The sequence below is a fragment of the Xanthocytophaga agilis genome (genome assembly GCF_030068605.1).
GTDB lineage: Bacteria > Bacteroidota > Bacteroidia > Cytophagales > 172606-1 > Xanthocytophaga > Xanthocytophaga agilis.
Map to the genome: position 1 here is coordinate 127916 of NZ_JASJOU010000010.1, position 16032 is coordinate 143947.

General features: G+C 39.7%; 17 protein-coding genes. 10 read left to right on the forward strand and 7 right to left on the reverse strand.

Annotation, left to right across the window (positions count from 1 at the left end; all coding sequences use genetic code 11):
* Positions 1-5: 5 nt before the first annotated feature.
* Entirely contained in the window at positions 6-134 is a 129-nt protein-coding gene (locus tag QNI22_RS25280) for a hypothetical protein (protein ID WP_336620947.1), read from the reverse strand.
* Between the two features lie 58 nt (positions 135-192).
* Between QNI22_RS25280 and QNI22_RS25285 the strand changes: the two genes are divergently transcribed.
* Together QNI22_RS25285 and QNI22_RS25290 are read left to right on the forward strand one after the other, a co-directional pair.
* On the forward strand, positions 193-339 hold the full coding sequence (locus tag QNI22_RS25285) for a hypothetical protein (RefSeq protein WP_313977453.1): 147 nt from the start codon (positions 193-195) through the stop codon (positions 337-339).
* Positions 340-1050: 711 nt separating this feature from the next.
* Positions 1051-1680, forward strand: coding sequence for a hypothetical protein (locus tag QNI22_RS25290; RefSeq protein ID WP_314514880.1), 630 nt, complete (start codon positions 1051-1053; stop codon positions 1678-1680).
* Positions 1681-2052: 372 nt separating this feature from the next.
* Here the strand turns inward: QNI22_RS25290 and QNI22_RS25295 are convergent, their stop codons facing one another.
* On the reverse strand, positions 2053-2331 hold the full coding sequence (locus tag QNI22_RS25295; RefSeq protein ID WP_314514882.1) for a hypothetical protein: 279 nt from the start codon (positions 2329-2331) through the stop codon (positions 2053-2055).
* Positions 2332-2349: 18 nt separating this feature from the next.
* A complete protein-coding gene (locus tag QNI22_RS25300; protein WP_314514885.1) occupies positions 2350-2490 on the reverse strand; it encodes a hypothetical protein in 141 nt (46 codons plus the stop codon).
* Between the two features lie 286 nt (positions 2491-2776).
* Here QNI22_RS25300 and QNI22_RS25305 point away from each other — a divergent pair, with 286 nt between their 5' ends.
* The 5 genes from QNI22_RS25305 (at position 2777) to QNI22_RS25325 (ending at position 9222) form a co-directional block, all read left to right on the forward strand.
* Positions 2777-3265 carry a hypothetical protein gene (locus tag QNI22_RS25305; RefSeq protein WP_314514888.1) on the forward strand — a complete coding sequence of 163 codons (489 nt, stop codon included), beginning with the start codon at positions 2777-2779 and terminating at the stop codon, positions 3263-3265.
* Positions 3266-3372: 107 nt separating this feature from the next.
* A complete protein-coding gene (locus QNI22_RS25310; protein WP_314514891.1) occupies positions 3373-4764 on the forward strand; it encodes an alkaline phosphatase family protein in 1392 nt (463 codons plus the stop codon).
* A 2064-nt stretch (positions 4765-6828) separates the two neighbouring features.
* Complete coding sequence (locus tag QNI22_RS25315) at positions 6829-7110, forward strand: helix-turn-helix domain-containing protein (RefSeq protein ID WP_314514892.1); 282 nt, start codon at positions 6829-6831, stop codon at positions 7108-7110.
* Between the two features lie 100 nt (positions 7111-7210).
* Positions 7211-8368, forward strand: a complete 1158-nt coding sequence (locus QNI22_RS25320) for an AAA family ATPase (protein ID WP_314514894.1) — start codon at positions 7211-7213, stop codon at positions 8366-8368.
* A gap of 608 nt (positions 8369-8976) precedes the next feature.
* Positions 8977-9222 carry a helix-turn-helix domain-containing protein gene (locus QNI22_RS25325; RefSeq protein WP_313976797.1) on the forward strand — a complete coding sequence of 82 codons (246 nt, stop codon included), beginning with the start codon at positions 8977-8979 and terminating at the stop codon, positions 9220-9222.
* 125 nt (positions 9223-9347) lie between these two features.
* Here the strand turns inward: QNI22_RS25325 and QNI22_RS25330 are convergent, their stop codons facing one another.
* On the reverse strand, positions 9348-9866 hold the full coding sequence (locus QNI22_RS25330; RefSeq protein WP_314514898.1) for a hypothetical protein: 519 nt from the start codon (positions 9864-9866) through the stop codon (positions 9348-9350).
* Between the two features lie 235 nt (positions 9867-10101).
* Here QNI22_RS25330 and QNI22_RS25335 point away from each other — a divergent pair, with 235 nt between their 5' ends.
* The 3 genes from QNI22_RS25335 to QNI22_RS25345 all read left to right on the forward strand — a co-directional run bounded on the left by QNI22_RS25335 (position 10102) and on the right by QNI22_RS25345 (position 13077).
* A complete protein-coding gene (locus tag QNI22_RS25335; protein ID WP_314514899.1) occupies positions 10102-11103 on the forward strand; it encodes a hypothetical protein in 1002 nt (333 codons plus the stop codon).
* A 353-nt stretch (positions 11104-11456) separates the two neighbouring features.
* Positions 11457-12035, forward strand: coding sequence for a Crp/Fnr family transcriptional regulator (locus QNI22_RS25340; RefSeq protein ID WP_314514901.1), 579 nt, complete (start codon positions 11457-11459; stop codon positions 12033-12035).
* Between the two features lie 76 nt (positions 12036-12111).
* Positions 12112-13077, forward strand: a complete 966-nt coding sequence (locus QNI22_RS25345; RefSeq protein WP_314514903.1) for an NAD-dependent epimerase/dehydratase family protein — start codon at positions 12112-12114, stop codon at positions 13075-13077.
* Positions 13078-13443: 366 nt separating this feature from the next.
* Here QNI22_RS25345 and QNI22_RS25350 read toward each other — a convergent pair whose 3' ends face one another.
* The 3 genes from QNI22_RS25350 to QNI22_RS25360 all read right to left on the reverse strand — a co-directional run bounded on the left by QNI22_RS25350 (position 13444) and on the right by QNI22_RS25360 (position 15833).
* On the reverse strand, positions 13444-14181 hold the full coding sequence (locus QNI22_RS25350) for an SDR family oxidoreductase (RefSeq protein ID WP_314514905.1): 738 nt from the start codon (positions 14179-14181) through the stop codon (positions 13444-13446).
* A 124-nt stretch (positions 14182-14305) separates the two neighbouring features.
* Complete coding sequence (locus tag QNI22_RS25355; protein WP_314514906.1) at positions 14306-15184, reverse strand: helix-turn-helix domain-containing protein; 879 nt, start codon at positions 15182-15184, stop codon at positions 14306-14308.
* 160 nt (positions 15185-15344) lie between these two features.
* Positions 15345-15833, reverse strand: a complete 489-nt coding sequence (locus tag QNI22_RS25360; RefSeq protein ID WP_314514908.1) for a DUF4288 domain-containing protein — start codon at positions 15831-15833, stop codon at positions 15345-15347.
* Between the last annotated feature and the right edge of the window lie 199 nt (positions 15834-16032).

Consider the following 16032-nt stretch of genomic DNA (forward strand, 5'->3'; position numbering starts at 1 on the left):
CTAGCTTATAAAGCAAATAATATATCCTGTTGCCATAGTAATAGATTGTTGATGATGTACTCGGCAATCTTCTGGTGAGAAGGAGCATTGCGGATGATGTGTTCATGGTAGTTGCGCTGCCATAATTTGCCCATAGTTTCGTTTCTGGATTTGAAGATTGCCAAACATTCTTTATACACCAATGATTTGTAGGTGCCAATCACCGCAGAGACTGTAGGGGCAGGGCTTGCCCCTGCCCGACCGTTCCCATCGGTATATTCGGATATAGACCCGGATGGCACCTGGTCAGACTGGGCAGGGGCAAGCCCTTATCGTGTCCCATATCTATTCTGGAAATGAAGGTTTTAAAAAGAAAGACGCTGGTTCGAACGTCCGTTCGGACCTATATTGAAAGCAACGTCCGTTGCGTTGGGGCAAATTGAGCCTTGTTCAGGTTTGTGATAGTACCCAAACAAGGTTTTACCCACCAACGTAGCGGACGCTGCTCTCAAAATGGGCACAAGCGGACGCTTGCGCCAGAAATTTTCTTTATTTCTAGAAAAGATATGGGACACGATAAGACTGGCTGGTCGCCCTGGTCGGTGCAAACCCTGTCTGGGATGTTGTGAAACGATTGTCTGATAAACCTAGACATTACCTGTGGGAATCAGGGCGACCGCCAGTCGCCCCTACATTCTTTGAAATAAATTCATCTTGCGTGTAATTTCATTCAGCAGAAATGCTTGAACTACATTTTACGCATGAAAAATTTCTGCGGTGAATTCCACTCAGCAGCAATTTTGCGGTTAGCTCTATGCAAAAACTTTTCTCAAGAGAGACAATGTGAATGGCCTTCCAGCCTGTTATTTGCAATAAATTCAACGCACTTTAGCATTTTGAACTATAGTATACTCACCCGTGCCAAGGTAACTAGTCGTTTGCCTTTCTTGCGGGAACAACCTACCTGCCCACTTTTAGGTGTTGGTACCACTTCATTTTTTTGAATTTGGATGGGAATATCAAGGAAAGATGTAGATTGTTAAAAATAATTAAATAGTGTATAGTTTTAGAATGAAATCAATAAACATCCTGTTTTTTTGTCTTTTTCTGAGTTGCTCCTCTAGACAAAAAGAAAAGAGTGCTGATACTACTCAACAAACTCAAGTTGTAAAAGAGGATACCTCTTTAGTAAAGTTCGATAGTATTCGTTACAGTATAGAAGTACCTGAAAAAAATGATATTCCCTTAGCTAAACCTTCTTCTGGAGTAAAGCTTTTAGGAAATATAAAAAAGTTAAACAAATTTTGTTTTTTAACTATGAGCAATGGATCTTCTCAGGATATTGTTATTCCTGGACGAGACTCGACAATTGCCCTTCGTGCTTTCGAATATCATACTACTAAAGCAATCCATAGCTATGATCCTTATGAAAGTATAATGATAGATTATCATTATGGTGTAGAGTTCAAAAAGGTCAAACCTGGTATGAGTAGTAAATTTTATCTAGGTTATTATGATGAGGATGTAGATACGTTGCGGTTTAATTTTGTTTATTTTATTGATAATAAATCAAAGAATTCTCCTGCAGAACAACAAAACGACACACCTCGGATAAGCCCGGAACGATACGTTACCATATATTGTGTTCTTAACAAGAAAGGGCAAATGAGTATCTTTAAATCAGTAGTGAGGAAAATGTAATTTTAGATTATTTAACTGTAATATAGAATAAAGATATTTAGTGTAAGCCTAAGAATAGTCTCTTATATATAGGAACTTTATCTGTGTTGTTAATTGAGAGCTTGGCTAAATCACAAGCTAAGGAAAGAATAGTTATCTAGATCCATTAATGGAAATTTTCACTAGTCTCATCCAACCGCTGAATTAGTTTTTCTTGTAATGAATCCAGAAAAAAAGATCTGACAGTTTTACGAATACCAATTTGCCGCTAAGGAGTTAGAATGGGTTGTCGCCTTACTCTGAAACCACAAATACCCAATCGCTATCCGCATGCCAGTCATCTTCTATATTGCTTCTGCCACAACAGGCAATACCCAGTCCGATGCCCCAATCTCAGTGATGTACTGTAAACACAGAGGGTAGCCCGTCTTCGTCCTCAATAGGCTGCATGGCAATCACAAGCGTTTCCTCATAGGGTTGGTCCATGTATTGTAACCGTAGCTGGAGACCTGTTTCTGTCGGACAAAGGGAGAGCCTTGCTTTTTCTGCTGCTGCAAAAATATCAGCATAGCGACAACCATCCTGTAATCCGAGAGCACTCAGTGTAACTATGGCTAGCTGTATATCTTTGATCGTGTCACTTAGTGTAAATTCAGGCTTTTTGATTACCACACTGGCATCAGGATCAATCTAAAACCTTTGTTGGGAGGCTTTTTCGATATATCGTCCATCATGATTGTAGGGATCACTGTCAATTATTTCCTGTGCAGTATCCTGATTGATTCCTAGTTGGATGGTTTTCCATATTGGCCATCCATCTGCTGGTTTCATGAGTAGTTAGGTCACATTGTAAGCGTGCAATTTATATGTTTTTTCAGAAAGCAAATGCTCGTTTGGAGGTTGCTATCCAACTATTTTGAGCAAAGTTATCTTGGATTCATAGAGTTTTCCGAAATTTATTTAGCTTTCATTTTACTCTATCTTCTATCGTTATCCTATTTCCATCCTGATACATGACCTATACGTATTGCTTATCGGTTTTTTATTCTCTTTTCAGACAGCTTTTACTCAGAATTCTCCATTTAGGGCATTCTCACAGTTGCTCACCAGAGCTAACATGATTTTTCAGAAACCGGGCGGGGTACAGGAAACTCCTACTATTGCTAACCGACAAATGAATTATGAGTATGCCGTTAAGTATACTCATAAGAATTTTGAAGTGCGGTATGCTATCAGACCTCTTGACTATTTACTGGAAGATTATACAGCCTGGCAAAAAAAGAAAAAACCAGGTGACATCATGCTTGACCCAAACACACTATATTCTTCTTTACTACAGGTAACTATCCTGAATATTTCAGGTGGACAACTTCCAGATATAGCACAGTTTGACTCAGTAGCAGTGAGGCAGGAATTTAATGCAGACTGGGGAGCTACTGCCTTCGTGGAAGTTGGCAAAGAGTTTGGACAGAGTTATAAATACTGTATGGTTGTTGCATTACATAAAGAAAATTATGCCGATGCGTACATATTTTATCTGTCTGATACAAAAGAAGGTTTTGCAGAATTGATGGATGCTGCTTTCTATTCCTTACGATTTAAGTAAATGATCCCATACAAAGTAAAAGTTGGTTTGAGAAATATAACATAAATTAGCAGCTTAGTAGAATGAGGGGAATGTCAGGCGTCTTTGTCATTTAAAAACAGACTTTCATGAAGAAAACAGTTGTTATTGATGTAGTAGGTTTAACCACCGGACTAATCGGAGAAAATACTCCTTTTCTTAAAGAGTGGTCATTAAAAGCCAGTCAGGCAACGGTGCAACCAGTAATGCCAGCCGTTACCTGTACCGCACATGCTACTTATTATACAGGCAAATGGCCTGATGAACATGGTATTGTAGCCAATGGCTGGTATTACCGGGACGTATGCGAAGTGCGTAACTGGCATCAGTCCAATAAACTGGTTGAAGCTCCCAAGATATGGGAAGTAGCCAAAGAGCTTGATCCTACATTTACCTGTGCCAATATGGGTTGGTGGTTTAACATGTACTCTTCGGTAGACTACTCCGTGACACCCAGACCTCAATACCTGGAAGATGGCCGCAAGTTTCCGGATTGCTATACACAACCTGCCGACTTGCGGGATTACCTGCAAGCTAAATTTGGTACATTTCCCTTGTTCACTTACTGGGGGCCCAATACGAATATAAAATCTACCCAATGGCTGGCGGATGCCTCTATTGAGGTGGATCAGAAATATAATCCCACGCTTACCCTGATTTACCTGCCTCATCTGGATTATAACCTGCAACGGATAGGCCCTGAAGATCCGAGAATTGCTACAGATCTACAGGAAATAGATAAGGTGTGCAAACAGCTGGTAGAGTATTATGAAAGCAAGGGCGCACAGGTGATTTTACTTTCGGAATATGGCATTACTCAGGTTGACCGTCCTATTATGTTGAACAGAGTGCTTCGGAAAGAAGGATTGCTGGCCATTCGGGAAGAACGTGGACTGGAACTTCTGGATGCAGGTGCCAGTGATGCGTTTGCTGTAGCAGATCACCAGATTGCTCACATTTATGTTAAGAATGAGGCCGATATTCCGAGGATTAAAAAGTTGATCGAAGCTGTTCCGGGTGTAGATAAGGTATATGCAGGAAAAGAACGGGAACAACTTCATCTGGCACACTCGCGTGCAGGAGAAATAATAGCTATAGCAGATGCCCGCTCCTGGTTTGGCTATTATTACTGGTTTGACGATGCCAAAGCACCTGATTTTGCACGTCTGGTAGCGATTCACAAAAAGCCTGGCTTTGACCCTGTAGAGTTGCATGCAGACCCTAAGATTAAATTCCTTCTGCCTAAGGTGGCTTTTAAAGTCTTGAAAAAGAAGCTAGGCTTCCGGATGTTGATGGATATCATCCCACTGGATCCTACACTGGTAAAAGGCTCTCATGGCAGAATGCCCGATTCCAGGAAAGAGTATCCGCTGATTATGACCAAAAACAAGGACTTGCTTGGACAGTCACATATTCAGCCCACTGAAGTATTTGATGTAATTCTGGCTCACCTGAAGTCACATAAGGAAGTTGCAGTATAGGTGTGCTGTGTACTGGAACGTCTATTTGTTTTGAACAAGATACCATTCATTGATTGTGCCTGGTTGGCCATGTGTAAAGGCATGCCCAGTTTCGTCAGGGAATAGATTTGTAAACAAACAGTGAGAAATGTAGGGGCGACGGCGGTCGCCCTGTTTCCTTAGGCAATGTCTAGGTTTAACAGACAACCATTTCGAGTTTCCCCAACGTGGTTTCTACCAAAACCAGGATAACCACTAGTCATATCGTGTCCCATATCTTTCTAAAAATAAAGAAAGTTTTATGGCGCGGGTGTCCACCCGTGCCCATATTGAAAGCAGCGTCCGCTCAATGCTGTCAAGGTAAGGGAGTGTATTTCTTTTTTTCATATTTCTTTATTGTCCTTCTGAAAGAATCTTGTGACAAGACCGGCGGCTTTTCCGACTGGAGAATAAATTCACTCACAAACCAGACATAGCTCTATTTGTCAAAAGTTTCTTTCAGAAGGACAACGAGGTGGGGGCTTTTTTATACGGAGGGAGGATTGTTTCCAGTTGGACAGAAAGGGGTAGCTCCTTTGACGAAGGGAAGAATAAACAGATTCTTTCTAAGAGGACACAAGGTGGGAAGATAGAAGAGAAAAAACGATCCTTTCAGAAGGTCGGTTGATAAGAGGCAGAAGTTCATTTATGCCTGCAGCGTTCTATTGGCAGACTTTATTGCAAAAAAAGCAAGGTGAAGTGAAAATATTTTCATATAAATCATTTTTTTTGATTGTTACTATACATATATGAATTAGTAGTATTCAATTCAATTATTACTTTCAACAAAGTAGACTTTTAGATGAAGATACCTAAAAAAACTGCTGGCAAGCCTTTTTTATACTCAAGCACATACTTTGAGATGTTTAGTAATCTTTGTCATTAGTTGTATTTTTTTATCCGAAAGCCCGGTAACTTCATTTGTCGGAACATTTCTTCACATAGAGAGCATGTTTCAGAATGTAAGAAATAGAATTTCTAAAAAAGTCAGGCAAAAATTGATTTTGCTTTTAGAGCGCATTAGAGCCACTAAAAGACATAAGGTAAAGTCATTTGTCGAACTGGCAGGTGATTTTGGTTTATAGAGGCTCTGAGAGGCTTTAAATTCACTGGAGCCAAATTTTAAACTTTCCCTTCTCTGGCCACTACTTACACTACCTGTATACTTATTGGTGTGCTATAAAAAAAATATTTTCCGTCACCCTCCATATCTGTAGCAAGGAAAATACGATCATCTTTTGTGAGTATCTGACTAGTATTCTGGTTCTCAGTAAAATACAAAGTCTCTAAATATAATAAGGTGTAAGTTCCATAAAATACCCAGGAGTACTGGTAAAAGTTATAGTATATGCAGGCAAAATAACCTTTGTATGGAAAGCTTATTTTTTTTATTTTTGAAAAGTAAAAAGTAGCTCAAAGTTGCTCAAAAAAGCAAAAACTTTTACATACTCTCCTACCTATCTGTTTTTTAGGGAGTCAGGTATTCTTAGAAAAATGTTACTAAATACTTTTATTTACATGATTTTAAAAGTTATCGCGTCAGGTTTTGAGTTTGCCCTTATTCATCTCAAATCATATTTTTCACATACCAGTCTTACACAGCCACCACGGGCTATCAGGTACAGCATAAAAACCAAAATGTTTATATAATAAAAAAGGAATCCCTTTATGAGAGACTCCTAGCATGAGCCAGTGTAGCGAAGTTTGGCGACGGAACTACAGTTGGACTTAGAATCAACCTTCTGTTTTGCAGAAAGGCTGCTTTATTTTTATCAGAGACAATGCAGATGAGAGTACCTTATGTTGCCTTTAGTATACAGAATCTTCTTTATAAGATCTATTGAGCTACTTGCAACGAGGCTTTACAAATTTAGCAAAAAGTAAGTAAAAGTAAATATCCATAACTGCTTTTTCGTCGAAAAGACAAACGGGAGCTGGCACATTTACTCCGCATACATTCTGCTTTCTATCTTTCAACTGTATTGTCTCTGGTTGTCCTCATAATGGGTTCTGGTGTAATTACTTTTTACCAAAACCTACTTATTCATGCACAATCCATTTGAAGATCTTCAGAATCGGCTTATCCGTTTGGAAGCTCTTGTTCTTGAACTTCAGTCTAGTCAGCAACCTTCTGTTATCAAACACCTGGGCGGTATTGAACTGGCGATGCAAATCACAGGACTAGCCCAATCTACTATTTACAATCTGGTATCCGCAGACCGCATCCCTTATATGAAGCGGGGCAAGAAGTTGTATTTCAGCCGTACTGACCTGGAAGCCTGGATTACCGAAGGAAAACAGGACGTTATCCGGAACATAGAGGCATAGCCAATCTGACATACTGCAGGCAAATACCAATCAGGCTCAAAGAGTTCTGCAACATACCTATGGGCCAGAAAAAACACTACTAATCTACTTTTAACTCACCATGAATAACTATTATAATACTAGCAGTAACGAATTTAATCAACTGGTCAATCAGTTTAGAGAAGGGAGACCGATAGATTTTTCTATGCCTCAACCCAAACCTGAGCGTAAACGGAGTATAGATATTGACTTCACGTATCAGGCTCGCAACCGTAAGCCTGCCATTCGTATTAATGATGTAGATCTGGTTAGCAAAGGCGAAATACTATCGGTAATTGGTGCCCCAGGTGCAGGTAAGTCTAACCTGGTGGAAGACATTGTAGCGGGTTTTGTATCCCATATCACGCATACACCGTATCCCAATCCGCTGATTGGCTTTCACTATGAAGCCGCTACTCCACAAAGCCGGATGGTGCTATTTGACTTTGAACGATCCACGGATGATGTAGCCCAGTCTGTAGGCCGGATTTTCAGGCGAACAGGCATGAACGAAAACCTGCTGAAGGACAACCATTTTTACAATGTGATGATTCGCTCCCAGATTGAACTGGGAACACTGGAAGAAAGACGCGACGACATTCGCCTGTTTTTGCAGGAAGCTATTGATAAAGGAGAACCTTACGACTATTTGATACTGGACGGCTGTCTGGACCTGACCACCAACATGAACGATCCAGAAGGAGCACCTGAGGCTGTCCGCTGGATACGTACCCTAACAGCCGAATTTAACCTGGCTACAATCTGCACCTTGCATCCGAACAAAAACAGTGAAACAGCAGCCGGGCACTTTGGGACGTTCCTGCATCGATGGAGCCGGGCATTTCTGCTGCTTAAGAAAGTTCCCACTATGAATGGACTACGAATGCTCACATCTGAGTTTGATTTAGGCAAACTTTCTCACAGCTCAGATTCAGTTGAAAGATATTTTACCTGGAATAAAGAGCGACGTTTCTTTACAGCAATAGATGCCCCTATAATGCTTCCCTCTCAGCCTAACCCTAATCATGCACCTAAGCTACAGCAGCTTATTGAAAAAATATTTACCAAACGAATGACTACTGAGATACCAGCCGTAGAGTTTAAAAAACTTATGCTGGAAGCCTCAGGTGAAAACGAAAGTAAGGTAAAACGTCTAATTGCTCAAGCTGTTGAATTTGGATATGTAAGAGTTAGTGGTGGAAAAAAAGCAGCCATCTATCATCTTGTTACTATACCCTGACAACTTTTTTGGTTCACAGTTTCTCTCTCCTATAGGAGAGAGAAACTGTGAACCAAAAAATAAAAACTAATCAACAAACTAAAAATGCACTAAAAAGTGAACCAAAAAATACGTGATAATGCATTGATAAATAGTTTGTTATATGATATTTGATAAAAAACAGGTGAGCCAGAAATAAACTAAAATGACCTAAAAAAGTGGTGTTTTCTGGGTCATTTTTTAGTTCGGTAGATGCACTAAAAAGAACTAAAAAAATATAAGCAAAATACAGTGCATACCATTAATAGTACAAAATACTCATATCGTTCAACCTTCAACTTATGCTTGAAATAGTAAAATCTACGGTCTACACTTTATCTCTGATTTAGATATGTATGCATACTTTAACCCAAAACAAATTCTTGGCCACAATCATACACAACAAAAATTTTAACTATAACTCTATGCAAAACCATCTGACCCAACCAGAATTTAGTCTGGCTCATCAGCCACCATAATACATTGAAATGAACGCATTACAATTGTTTGAACTAAATACTATTCAACCAGCCATCCTGAATATAACTCAACTCATTATTACTAATTCACCACTTTAACTGATAATACCTATGAATTTACAGAAGATAGGCCAACGCATACATTATATACGCACGGAGATTGTTAAACTGCCTCAACGCGAATTTGTGCAGCGCATGGGATTAGGACAAAGCAATATTTCTCAAATGGAAAAAGGATACACTTTACCCAGCTGTTTTTTCCTGTTTAGCTTGCACATTACCTACGATATCAACCTAAACTGGCTGATGACAGGATGCGGCAATATGTACAACAAGCCTGTAACTGATAATGGGTAACAAGCAGTAAATATTAAAACAGGCGTCACTATCTCTGTGACGCCTGTATCAATAATGTAGTGCAGTAATGTTTTGTGCTTTATCTCTTCACCTGCAAATTACACTATAAGCAGGTGAGTATTCTGTTAAAATAACGTCAGGGACTCAAACAATCGATCTTTATTAACCTCTGCTATTTCTTTATGTGACTTATTAGCTTTTACCCCCATTATTACGATACGATTATTCACAATAAGCATACGCATATATATCAGTTCTCCAGAAGGATCTTTGAATCCCAAATCCATTCCTTTCATACTCTGTACATCTATTTCAAGCTGATATAAGATCTGATAGTTTTCACCTCTTAGATAACGCTCCGTAAATTCCTGCAGAAGTTCTTTTGCTCTTTTTGCTGGTATCTTTACTACATTTGGCTCTATCTTACCAGGCAGTGTACTATTCACAATCCGAATCGTCATTTTTTCAGTCTGGCAAAAGACATATTGTAATGTATCTGTACGCATGACTGTTTCGGTGGCAGGTAATTCAAGGGTTCCTATTTTATCCAATCTTACAAGATGCCAGTTTTGCGAATAAGCAGACAATGAGATCAGCATCAGGATTATTCCCAACAGGTAGTGTTTCAACTGGATTTTTTTCATGAGTAAGTAAACAGGGAACTTGTAAATCTGTTTTTGAACCTATAAAGTAAGTAACTATTTGTATCAGGACGGTTTGTTTGATAAATAATGCCGGGCTTTTGCTCTTCTGAATTATTCATTTCTTTAAGCTAACCAGAGGTCACCAAATAAAATAGTAACATCACCAAGAGCTTGTTTTCTTTCCACTTATATTTGCTCCTTAGTAAAAATAATTCTGTCATCTTTCTACTTCATTATGTTTAAACAATTACTTCCTTTCCTGTTAACAGGAATCGTATTGATTACTGCCTGCAAACCTGACAATGACGAAACTCCCACTCCTCAGAAAACCTGTAGATTAACCGATAGCCAGTCCATTACGCTCTACCCGGACAACTCCAGGGATACGATTACCATACATTATGAATATAATAGTCAAGGATTGCTGGTCAGCACAAAAAATATATCTTCAGGCATCATCATCTATACAACTAATATATATAATTCGGAAGGTTTTTTAACTGAACAGAAAACCACTACTGAGAGTACAAATCCTGGTCAAGGTATCGTCAAATATACTTACATACAAGGTAAACTTTCTAGATTCAATACTACATATGAATCAACCTCTTATCAGTATACAAATGAATTCAATTACAATACAGATGGTAAAATGACATCTATGATATGGAAAGGAAAAAGCTTGTCCAATGATGGCTCTGTTCTTGGGTATAAAGATTCAATTTTGTATCGTTATACAGATAGAAAACTAACAGAAATCCTAGCGTATTATCAAAGAGATGGGTTACGTGACTATAATTACCACTATACGGTGGAAACAGATGAGAAAGGTCGTATGTTGTCTAAGTCCAAGGAAGATGGCTATAAAATAGTATATCAGTATAATGCAGATGGAGAATTAATTAATCTTAAAAACTATTATATTGATCTGCTTGAATCCTACACTGTATATGAATATGATACCAAGAAAGATATTGAAACTCTGATAAACCCTATTCCTAAAGGCCATCCTGCCAACATATCCGGAGAAGAGGTGCATAATATGACCAAGCAGATTTCGTATGATAAGAACGATTATAATAATAGTAATCCGACTCATACGCTACAAGAGTATGAGTCCTACCTATATGAGTATGAATACAATGAGCAGGGATATCCCACCAAAAAGATTCAGAAATATACCTCCAATGGCCAGACCAGGATCACTACTACTACTTACAATATAACTTGTCAGTAAATTGAGCAATCCTGTAAAGGCTGGAAAATACAAGATGGAGATTATAAATGATACCGGGGTTTTACTATATTTCTAAGCGCATAGTAAATTCGGTATTGCCTTTAGTGTGAAGTGTGAATTGAGGCATGGTTACTTAAAACCAGTATCTGTTTATTATTTTACAACAGCTTTTAATACTTCAGATTCAACCTCCTCAAAACATGCCTCTCAAAACATACTTTACCACCTCACTGTATCCATTGAAATAAAGTATAGGCGAATCCAAAATTTGTAGTATTAGGTAATTCGCCTTTCTTGTCATTTCCTATGTATATTTAAGCTTTACTGCATTGTATACAGACAGTATCCTACCCATGACAGACACATTTTTTAGATATACTGACAGGTTTGTAAACTTTACCCAGCAAGACAAAAATCTCCTTGTGTCTGCTCTGACGCTTACACAGGTCCCTGCAAAAACAGAGTTGGTTTCTTATAATCAGCAAACGGATGCACTGTATTTTCTTCTCACAGGCTGTATCCGGAAATATTTTGTGAAAGAAGGTGAACAGATCACTACCTATATTATGACAGAGAATGGGTTTATAGGGGCATTCGATAGCATTGTTATGGGTATTCCAAGCGAAGAAATTATAGAGTGCCTGGAACCCTGTACCTTGTTGGTTCTGAAAAAAGCGGATCTGGACAGGCTGTATCAGCAATTACCATTAATGAATGAGTTCATACGAAAGGTACTTGAAGGTGTACTCATTCAGTTTAAGCAGACTCTTTCTCTATTTATTCTGGATAATCCGGAAGAACGGTATATAAAGTTACTCTCTCAAAACCCTGAAATTCTGCAAAGGGTACCTCAGCATATGCTTGCTACTTATCTGGGCATTACCGCTACTTCGCTGAGCCGTATCCGGAAACGAATTTTAGAGAAGGCCTGATCTTTCTTGTCTTTTGTAAACGTTTTGTGCCTCCTGTTGCCTGCATCTTTGTATTGCAATCTTACGCAATCGATATATGAAACAGGTATTTGTAACAGGAGGTTCGGGTTTTGTGGGACAAAACCTTATTCCTATGCTCATAGAGCAAGGGTATACAGTAAAAGCCCTGGCACGTTCGGCTCAGGCTATCCAAAAAGTAGAAAAGCTAGGTGCTACTGCCATAAAAGGTGATCTGAACGACGCTCAGCGACTGGCACAGGGAGTGAAAGACTGTGAAACGGTCTTTCATCTGGCTGCCTCTGTCGACTTTTTCGCTTCAGAAAAAGACCTACGAAAACTACATGTTGAGGCAACAGAACTGTTGTTGTCAGCTGCTAAAAATGCAGGTGTGCACAAATTTGTCTATCTGAGTGCCGCTTCTGTTATCATGAATGGCCGGCCTATCGTACATGCAGACGAGAGTTTTGTTTCTGATAACATCATCGACGGCTATTCAAGAACCAAGCTGCAAGCCGAGAATCTGGTTCTGCAAGCCAACACCCGCCACTTTCAGACTGTAGCCCTCCGGCCACCCTTGATCTGGGGCAAAGGCGACCCTAATGTATTGCCTGCCATTATAGACGCTATAAAAAAAGGACAAATGCAGTTTATAAATGGTGGCAATCACCGCCTGGTAACCTGCCATGTCACCAATGTATGTCACGCCTTGATGCTGGCAGATCAGAAAGACCAAAGTGGCAAAACGTATTTTCTGACAGATGGAGAAACTCCTGTTTTCAAAGACTTTATACAAAGCTATGTAGGTACACAAGGTGTAAGCATTCCTGATAAAACTGTCTCTCTGGCAGCGGCAAAACGTATCGCAGCAGTTATGGAATTTGTCTGGAAAACCTTCAGGCTGAAAGGCCATCCACCTCTCTATAAAGGACTTGTGAACACACTAGGCCTGGAGTTTATCACCAACGACAAACGGGCAAGGCAAGAACTTGGCTACAAGACATTTGTAACCATAGAGGAAGGGTTAAACAGCATGAGAAAGTAGTGTGGAGGTATAATAAGAGCCTTATTCTCTCTTCCAGTCCTCCCATTATGTCCCCAGGTTGGTATTATCACCAACCTGAACGGTGGGAAACAACTCGTTGGTGAATAACACCAACGACGGGAAAAGCTTTATCCCCCTCCTAAGGACTAGACTATCTTTCTGTCCTTCTGAAAGAACCTTGTGACAAATAGTGACGCGTTTGGTATCTGAGAAAAAAATACTCTCTAATCCAAATGCCGTCGGTTTTGTCACAAGATCTTTTCTGGAGGACAAAGAAAGAATGTTTCTCCTGAGTTGGTTCTTCGGAGTATTCTACTTCAAAGAGCCGCCTTATACGGATGTATTAATACCATCCAATAGCCAAGCTTACCACGGAATTTCTCCTGTTTCAGGGTTGTTTTCTTCACTAACAAACTTTCCGGTTGGGCCGTTGGCGTCGAGGACAGCGTATTTTACCACACGTTTGCCTGCTTCCTCAACCGTACCCGTACCCCGATGTTGGTTAAAATCAGTAGCAGTGAAGCCAGGATCAACCATGTTTACTTTAAATGCTGTATCACGTAGTTCGTATGCCAGCACAACCGTATACATGTTCAGCGCCGCTTTTGAGGAGTGATATACTGCACCCTTATTGTGATAATACTTCCAGGTAGGATCATTGTGAAGAGTAAGTGAACCCATCCCTGAGGTTACATTCACAATTCGAGGCTCAGGCGACTTCTGCAACAGATCTATAAATGCCTGAGTTACCAGTACTACTCCAAACACATTGGTATCATATACTGCTTTAAATTGCTCCAGGCTTGCTGTAAGAGCGTTTTGTGGCCGACCTCCGTTGATGCCTGCATTATTGATCAGCACATCCAGTACCTCTGTTTTTTCACCCACTGCGGCACGGGCTGCCTTTACGGATTCCGGATCACTTACATCTATCTGAATGGCTTCGACTTCGTGTAATCCTTCGGCTTTCAGCTTCTCGACAGCTTCCTGGCCATTTGCTAAACTACGGCTACCCAGGTACACATAATATCCTTGTTGTAATAACTGACGGGCAGCTTCAAAACCAATACTCTTATTGGCTCCGGTAATCAATGCTTTTTTCATGGTTTTCGTATGTAATGTATAACAGAGTGGCCTTCGTGACCGTCCTCTTCAATTATTTATACATACAAAGGTCTCTGTTTGGCGGGTCTTTGTTAAAAGAGAATCAAACCAAAAAGTATGAGAATCAAACTTTTTTCTTCCGGAAAGAGTTGGGCGTAGCACCTGTTACCCGTTTGAAGTAGTTATTAAAATAAGTAGTATACTCAAATCCCAGTCCATAGGCGATGTCTGCCACACTCCAGTTGCTGTGTTGCAATAGCGCCTTAGCTTCTGTGGCAATCCGTTCGGCGATATGTACAGAAGTAGGCTTGCCAGTTACTTCCTTCACCAATCGATTGAGGTAGTTAATATGCACAGACAACGATTCTGCAAAGTCCTGAGCGGTACGTAAGCGGAGCGGATCTTTGGGACTTTCAATAGGAAACTGCCTTTCGAGCAATTCCATAAATAGCCAGGCAATCCGTGACGCTGCATTTCGTTGTGTTAGTCCATTAGGCACTGGCTGCATTTGTAACGCTTCGTGAATGATCAGTTCTATACAGTTTCTGAGTAATTCATTTTTATAGTCGTAGGGACTATTGTGTACAGCAAGCATTTTTTGGTAAATGCTTGTCAGAAAGGCCGTCTGGTCTTTAGTTAGGAAAAAGAGAGGCGTTGTGCCAACCCGAAACAAAGGGGAATTCTGTAAGATTTCACGATCCCTGCCAGCCATAAACGCTTCCGTAAAAATACAGGCATACCCCTTCTTCTGCTCTGTATGATGCACAACCGTATGAGGGATATGGGGATTACTGAAAAACAGGAAAGTATCGTTAATATCCAGAACTTGATCCCCATAGTAAATGGTCATATTGCCTGTTGCCAGCACAATCTTGTAATAATCCCGTCTGCGATGGGATTGCGAGATATCTACAGTCTCTAAAATTTCGTGAACCTTAAATCCTTTCCGTTGCAGATCTGCCGTAATATATCCCGGAAGCTCGGTTATCGTTGCATTGCTCATTCTACAAAGTTAACAAAATCAAACTTTGAATTGCTATTACATTCTCAGATAGAATGAGCTACTTCTTCCAGCTAGTTGATTTTCTTATAGGCTCTCCACATAAATTGCTCTTCATGCACAGTGATCATTCTGACTTCTTTTCAGGTAACGCCTTATTTTTCTATTGGGGATCTTCGGAGGTAGTATGTTTCTCAAAACTAGTATATTTATCAACTATCTCCTTTCTACCACTAAACTCCACATTCAGCAGCATAGAGTGCTGACCAGACAAAGAGTTCATAGGAAAAGTAGTGTCCAGGAAATCCTCGGTTTCTACCTGAGTAGTAGAATCTATCATTTGGGAATATACCTCCATACCCGACTTTATTCTTTCTTCAAAAATCCAGAAGCAATCCAAAGACTCAAGATATCTTTTTTCTACTCTTTGTCCATATATATTCGTATGGTCTGATTCATTCTTTCTGGCTACCTTTTCAGCTAATTCATACGCTTCGTCAAATGACTGAGCTTTTATAATCACAATGCTTTCTTCATATCCTCGATAATTTTCTATATAGTTTTTGTCTATCAATTCGACAATAGGAAGGCCTTGTATAGTAAACACATACACAAGCTTTACTCCATACCATTTCATATCTTCTTTTTTCATAGTGGATAGTTTTATCTGGTTTACGAAATCCGACCATTCGTTGCCTGAAGTACAAGTCTTTTCTTGCTTAATTTCTTTTTTAGTTTCAGTGTCTGAGAGAAAATCTCATCTTCGCTTTCCTACTATATTTTGTTCTCCTTAAAGAACGACTCCCCTCACTGTCTTTTTGAAAGGATCTCTCCCTTTGCTGTCCGTTTGG

What these genes read in the sequence shown, in the direction of transcription:
- QNI22_RS25280 (WP_336620947.1), bottom strand. Translation starts at nt 134, where the DNA reads ATGGGCAAATTATGGCAGCGCAACTACCATGAACACATCATCCGCAAT.
- QNI22_RS25290 (WP_314514880.1), top strand. Translation starts at nt 1,051, where the DNA reads ATGAAATCAATAAACATCCTGTTTTTTTGTCTTTTTCTGAGTTGCTCC.
- QNI22_RS25300 (WP_314514885.1), bottom strand. Translation starts at nt 2,490, where the DNA reads ATGAAACCAGCAGATGGATGGCCAATATGGAAAACCATCCAACTAGGA.
- QNI22_RS25305 (WP_314514888.1), top strand. Translation starts at nt 2,777, where the DNA reads ATGATTTTTCAGAAACCGGGCGGGGTACAGGAAACTCCTACTATTGCT.
- QNI22_RS25310 (WP_314514891.1), top strand. Translation starts at nt 3,373, where the DNA reads ATGAAGAAAACAGTTGTTATTGATGTAGTAGGTTTAACCACCGGACTA.
- QNI22_RS25315 (WP_314514892.1), top strand. Translation starts at nt 6,829, where the DNA reads ATGCACAATCCATTTGAAGATCTTCAGAATCGGCTTATCCGTTTGGAA.
- QNI22_RS25320 (WP_314514894.1), top strand. Translation starts at nt 7,211, where the DNA reads ATGAATAACTATTATAATACTAGCAGTAACGAATTTAATCAACTGGTC.
- QNI22_RS25325 (WP_313976797.1), top strand. Translation starts at nt 8,977, where the DNA reads ATGAATTTACAGAAGATAGGCCAACGCATACATTATATACGCACGGAG.
- QNI22_RS25330 (WP_314514898.1), bottom strand. Translation starts at nt 9,866, where the DNA reads ATGAAAAAAATCCAGTTGAAACACTACCTGTTGGGAATAATCCTGATG.
- QNI22_RS25335 (WP_314514899.1), top strand. Translation starts at nt 10,102, where the DNA reads ATGTTTAAACAATTACTTCCTTTCCTGTTAACAGGAATCGTATTGATT.
- QNI22_RS25340 (WP_314514901.1), top strand. Translation starts at nt 11,457, where the DNA reads ATGACAGACACATTTTTTAGATATACTGACAGGTTTGTAAACTTTACC.
- QNI22_RS25345 (WP_314514903.1), top strand. Translation starts at nt 12,112, where the DNA reads ATGAAACAGGTATTTGTAACAGGAGGTTCGGGTTTTGTGGGACAAAAC.
- QNI22_RS25350 (WP_314514905.1), bottom strand. Translation starts at nt 14,181, where the DNA reads ATGAAAAAAGCATTGATTACCGGAGCCAATAAGAGTATTGGTTTTGAA.
- QNI22_RS25355 (WP_314514906.1), bottom strand. Translation starts at nt 15,184, where the DNA reads ATGAGCAATGCAACGATAACCGAGCTTCCGGGATATATTACGGCAGAT.
- QNI22_RS25360 (WP_314514908.1), bottom strand. Translation starts at nt 15,833, where the DNA reads ATGAAAAAAGAAGATATGAAATGGTATGGAGTAAAGCTTGTGTATGTG.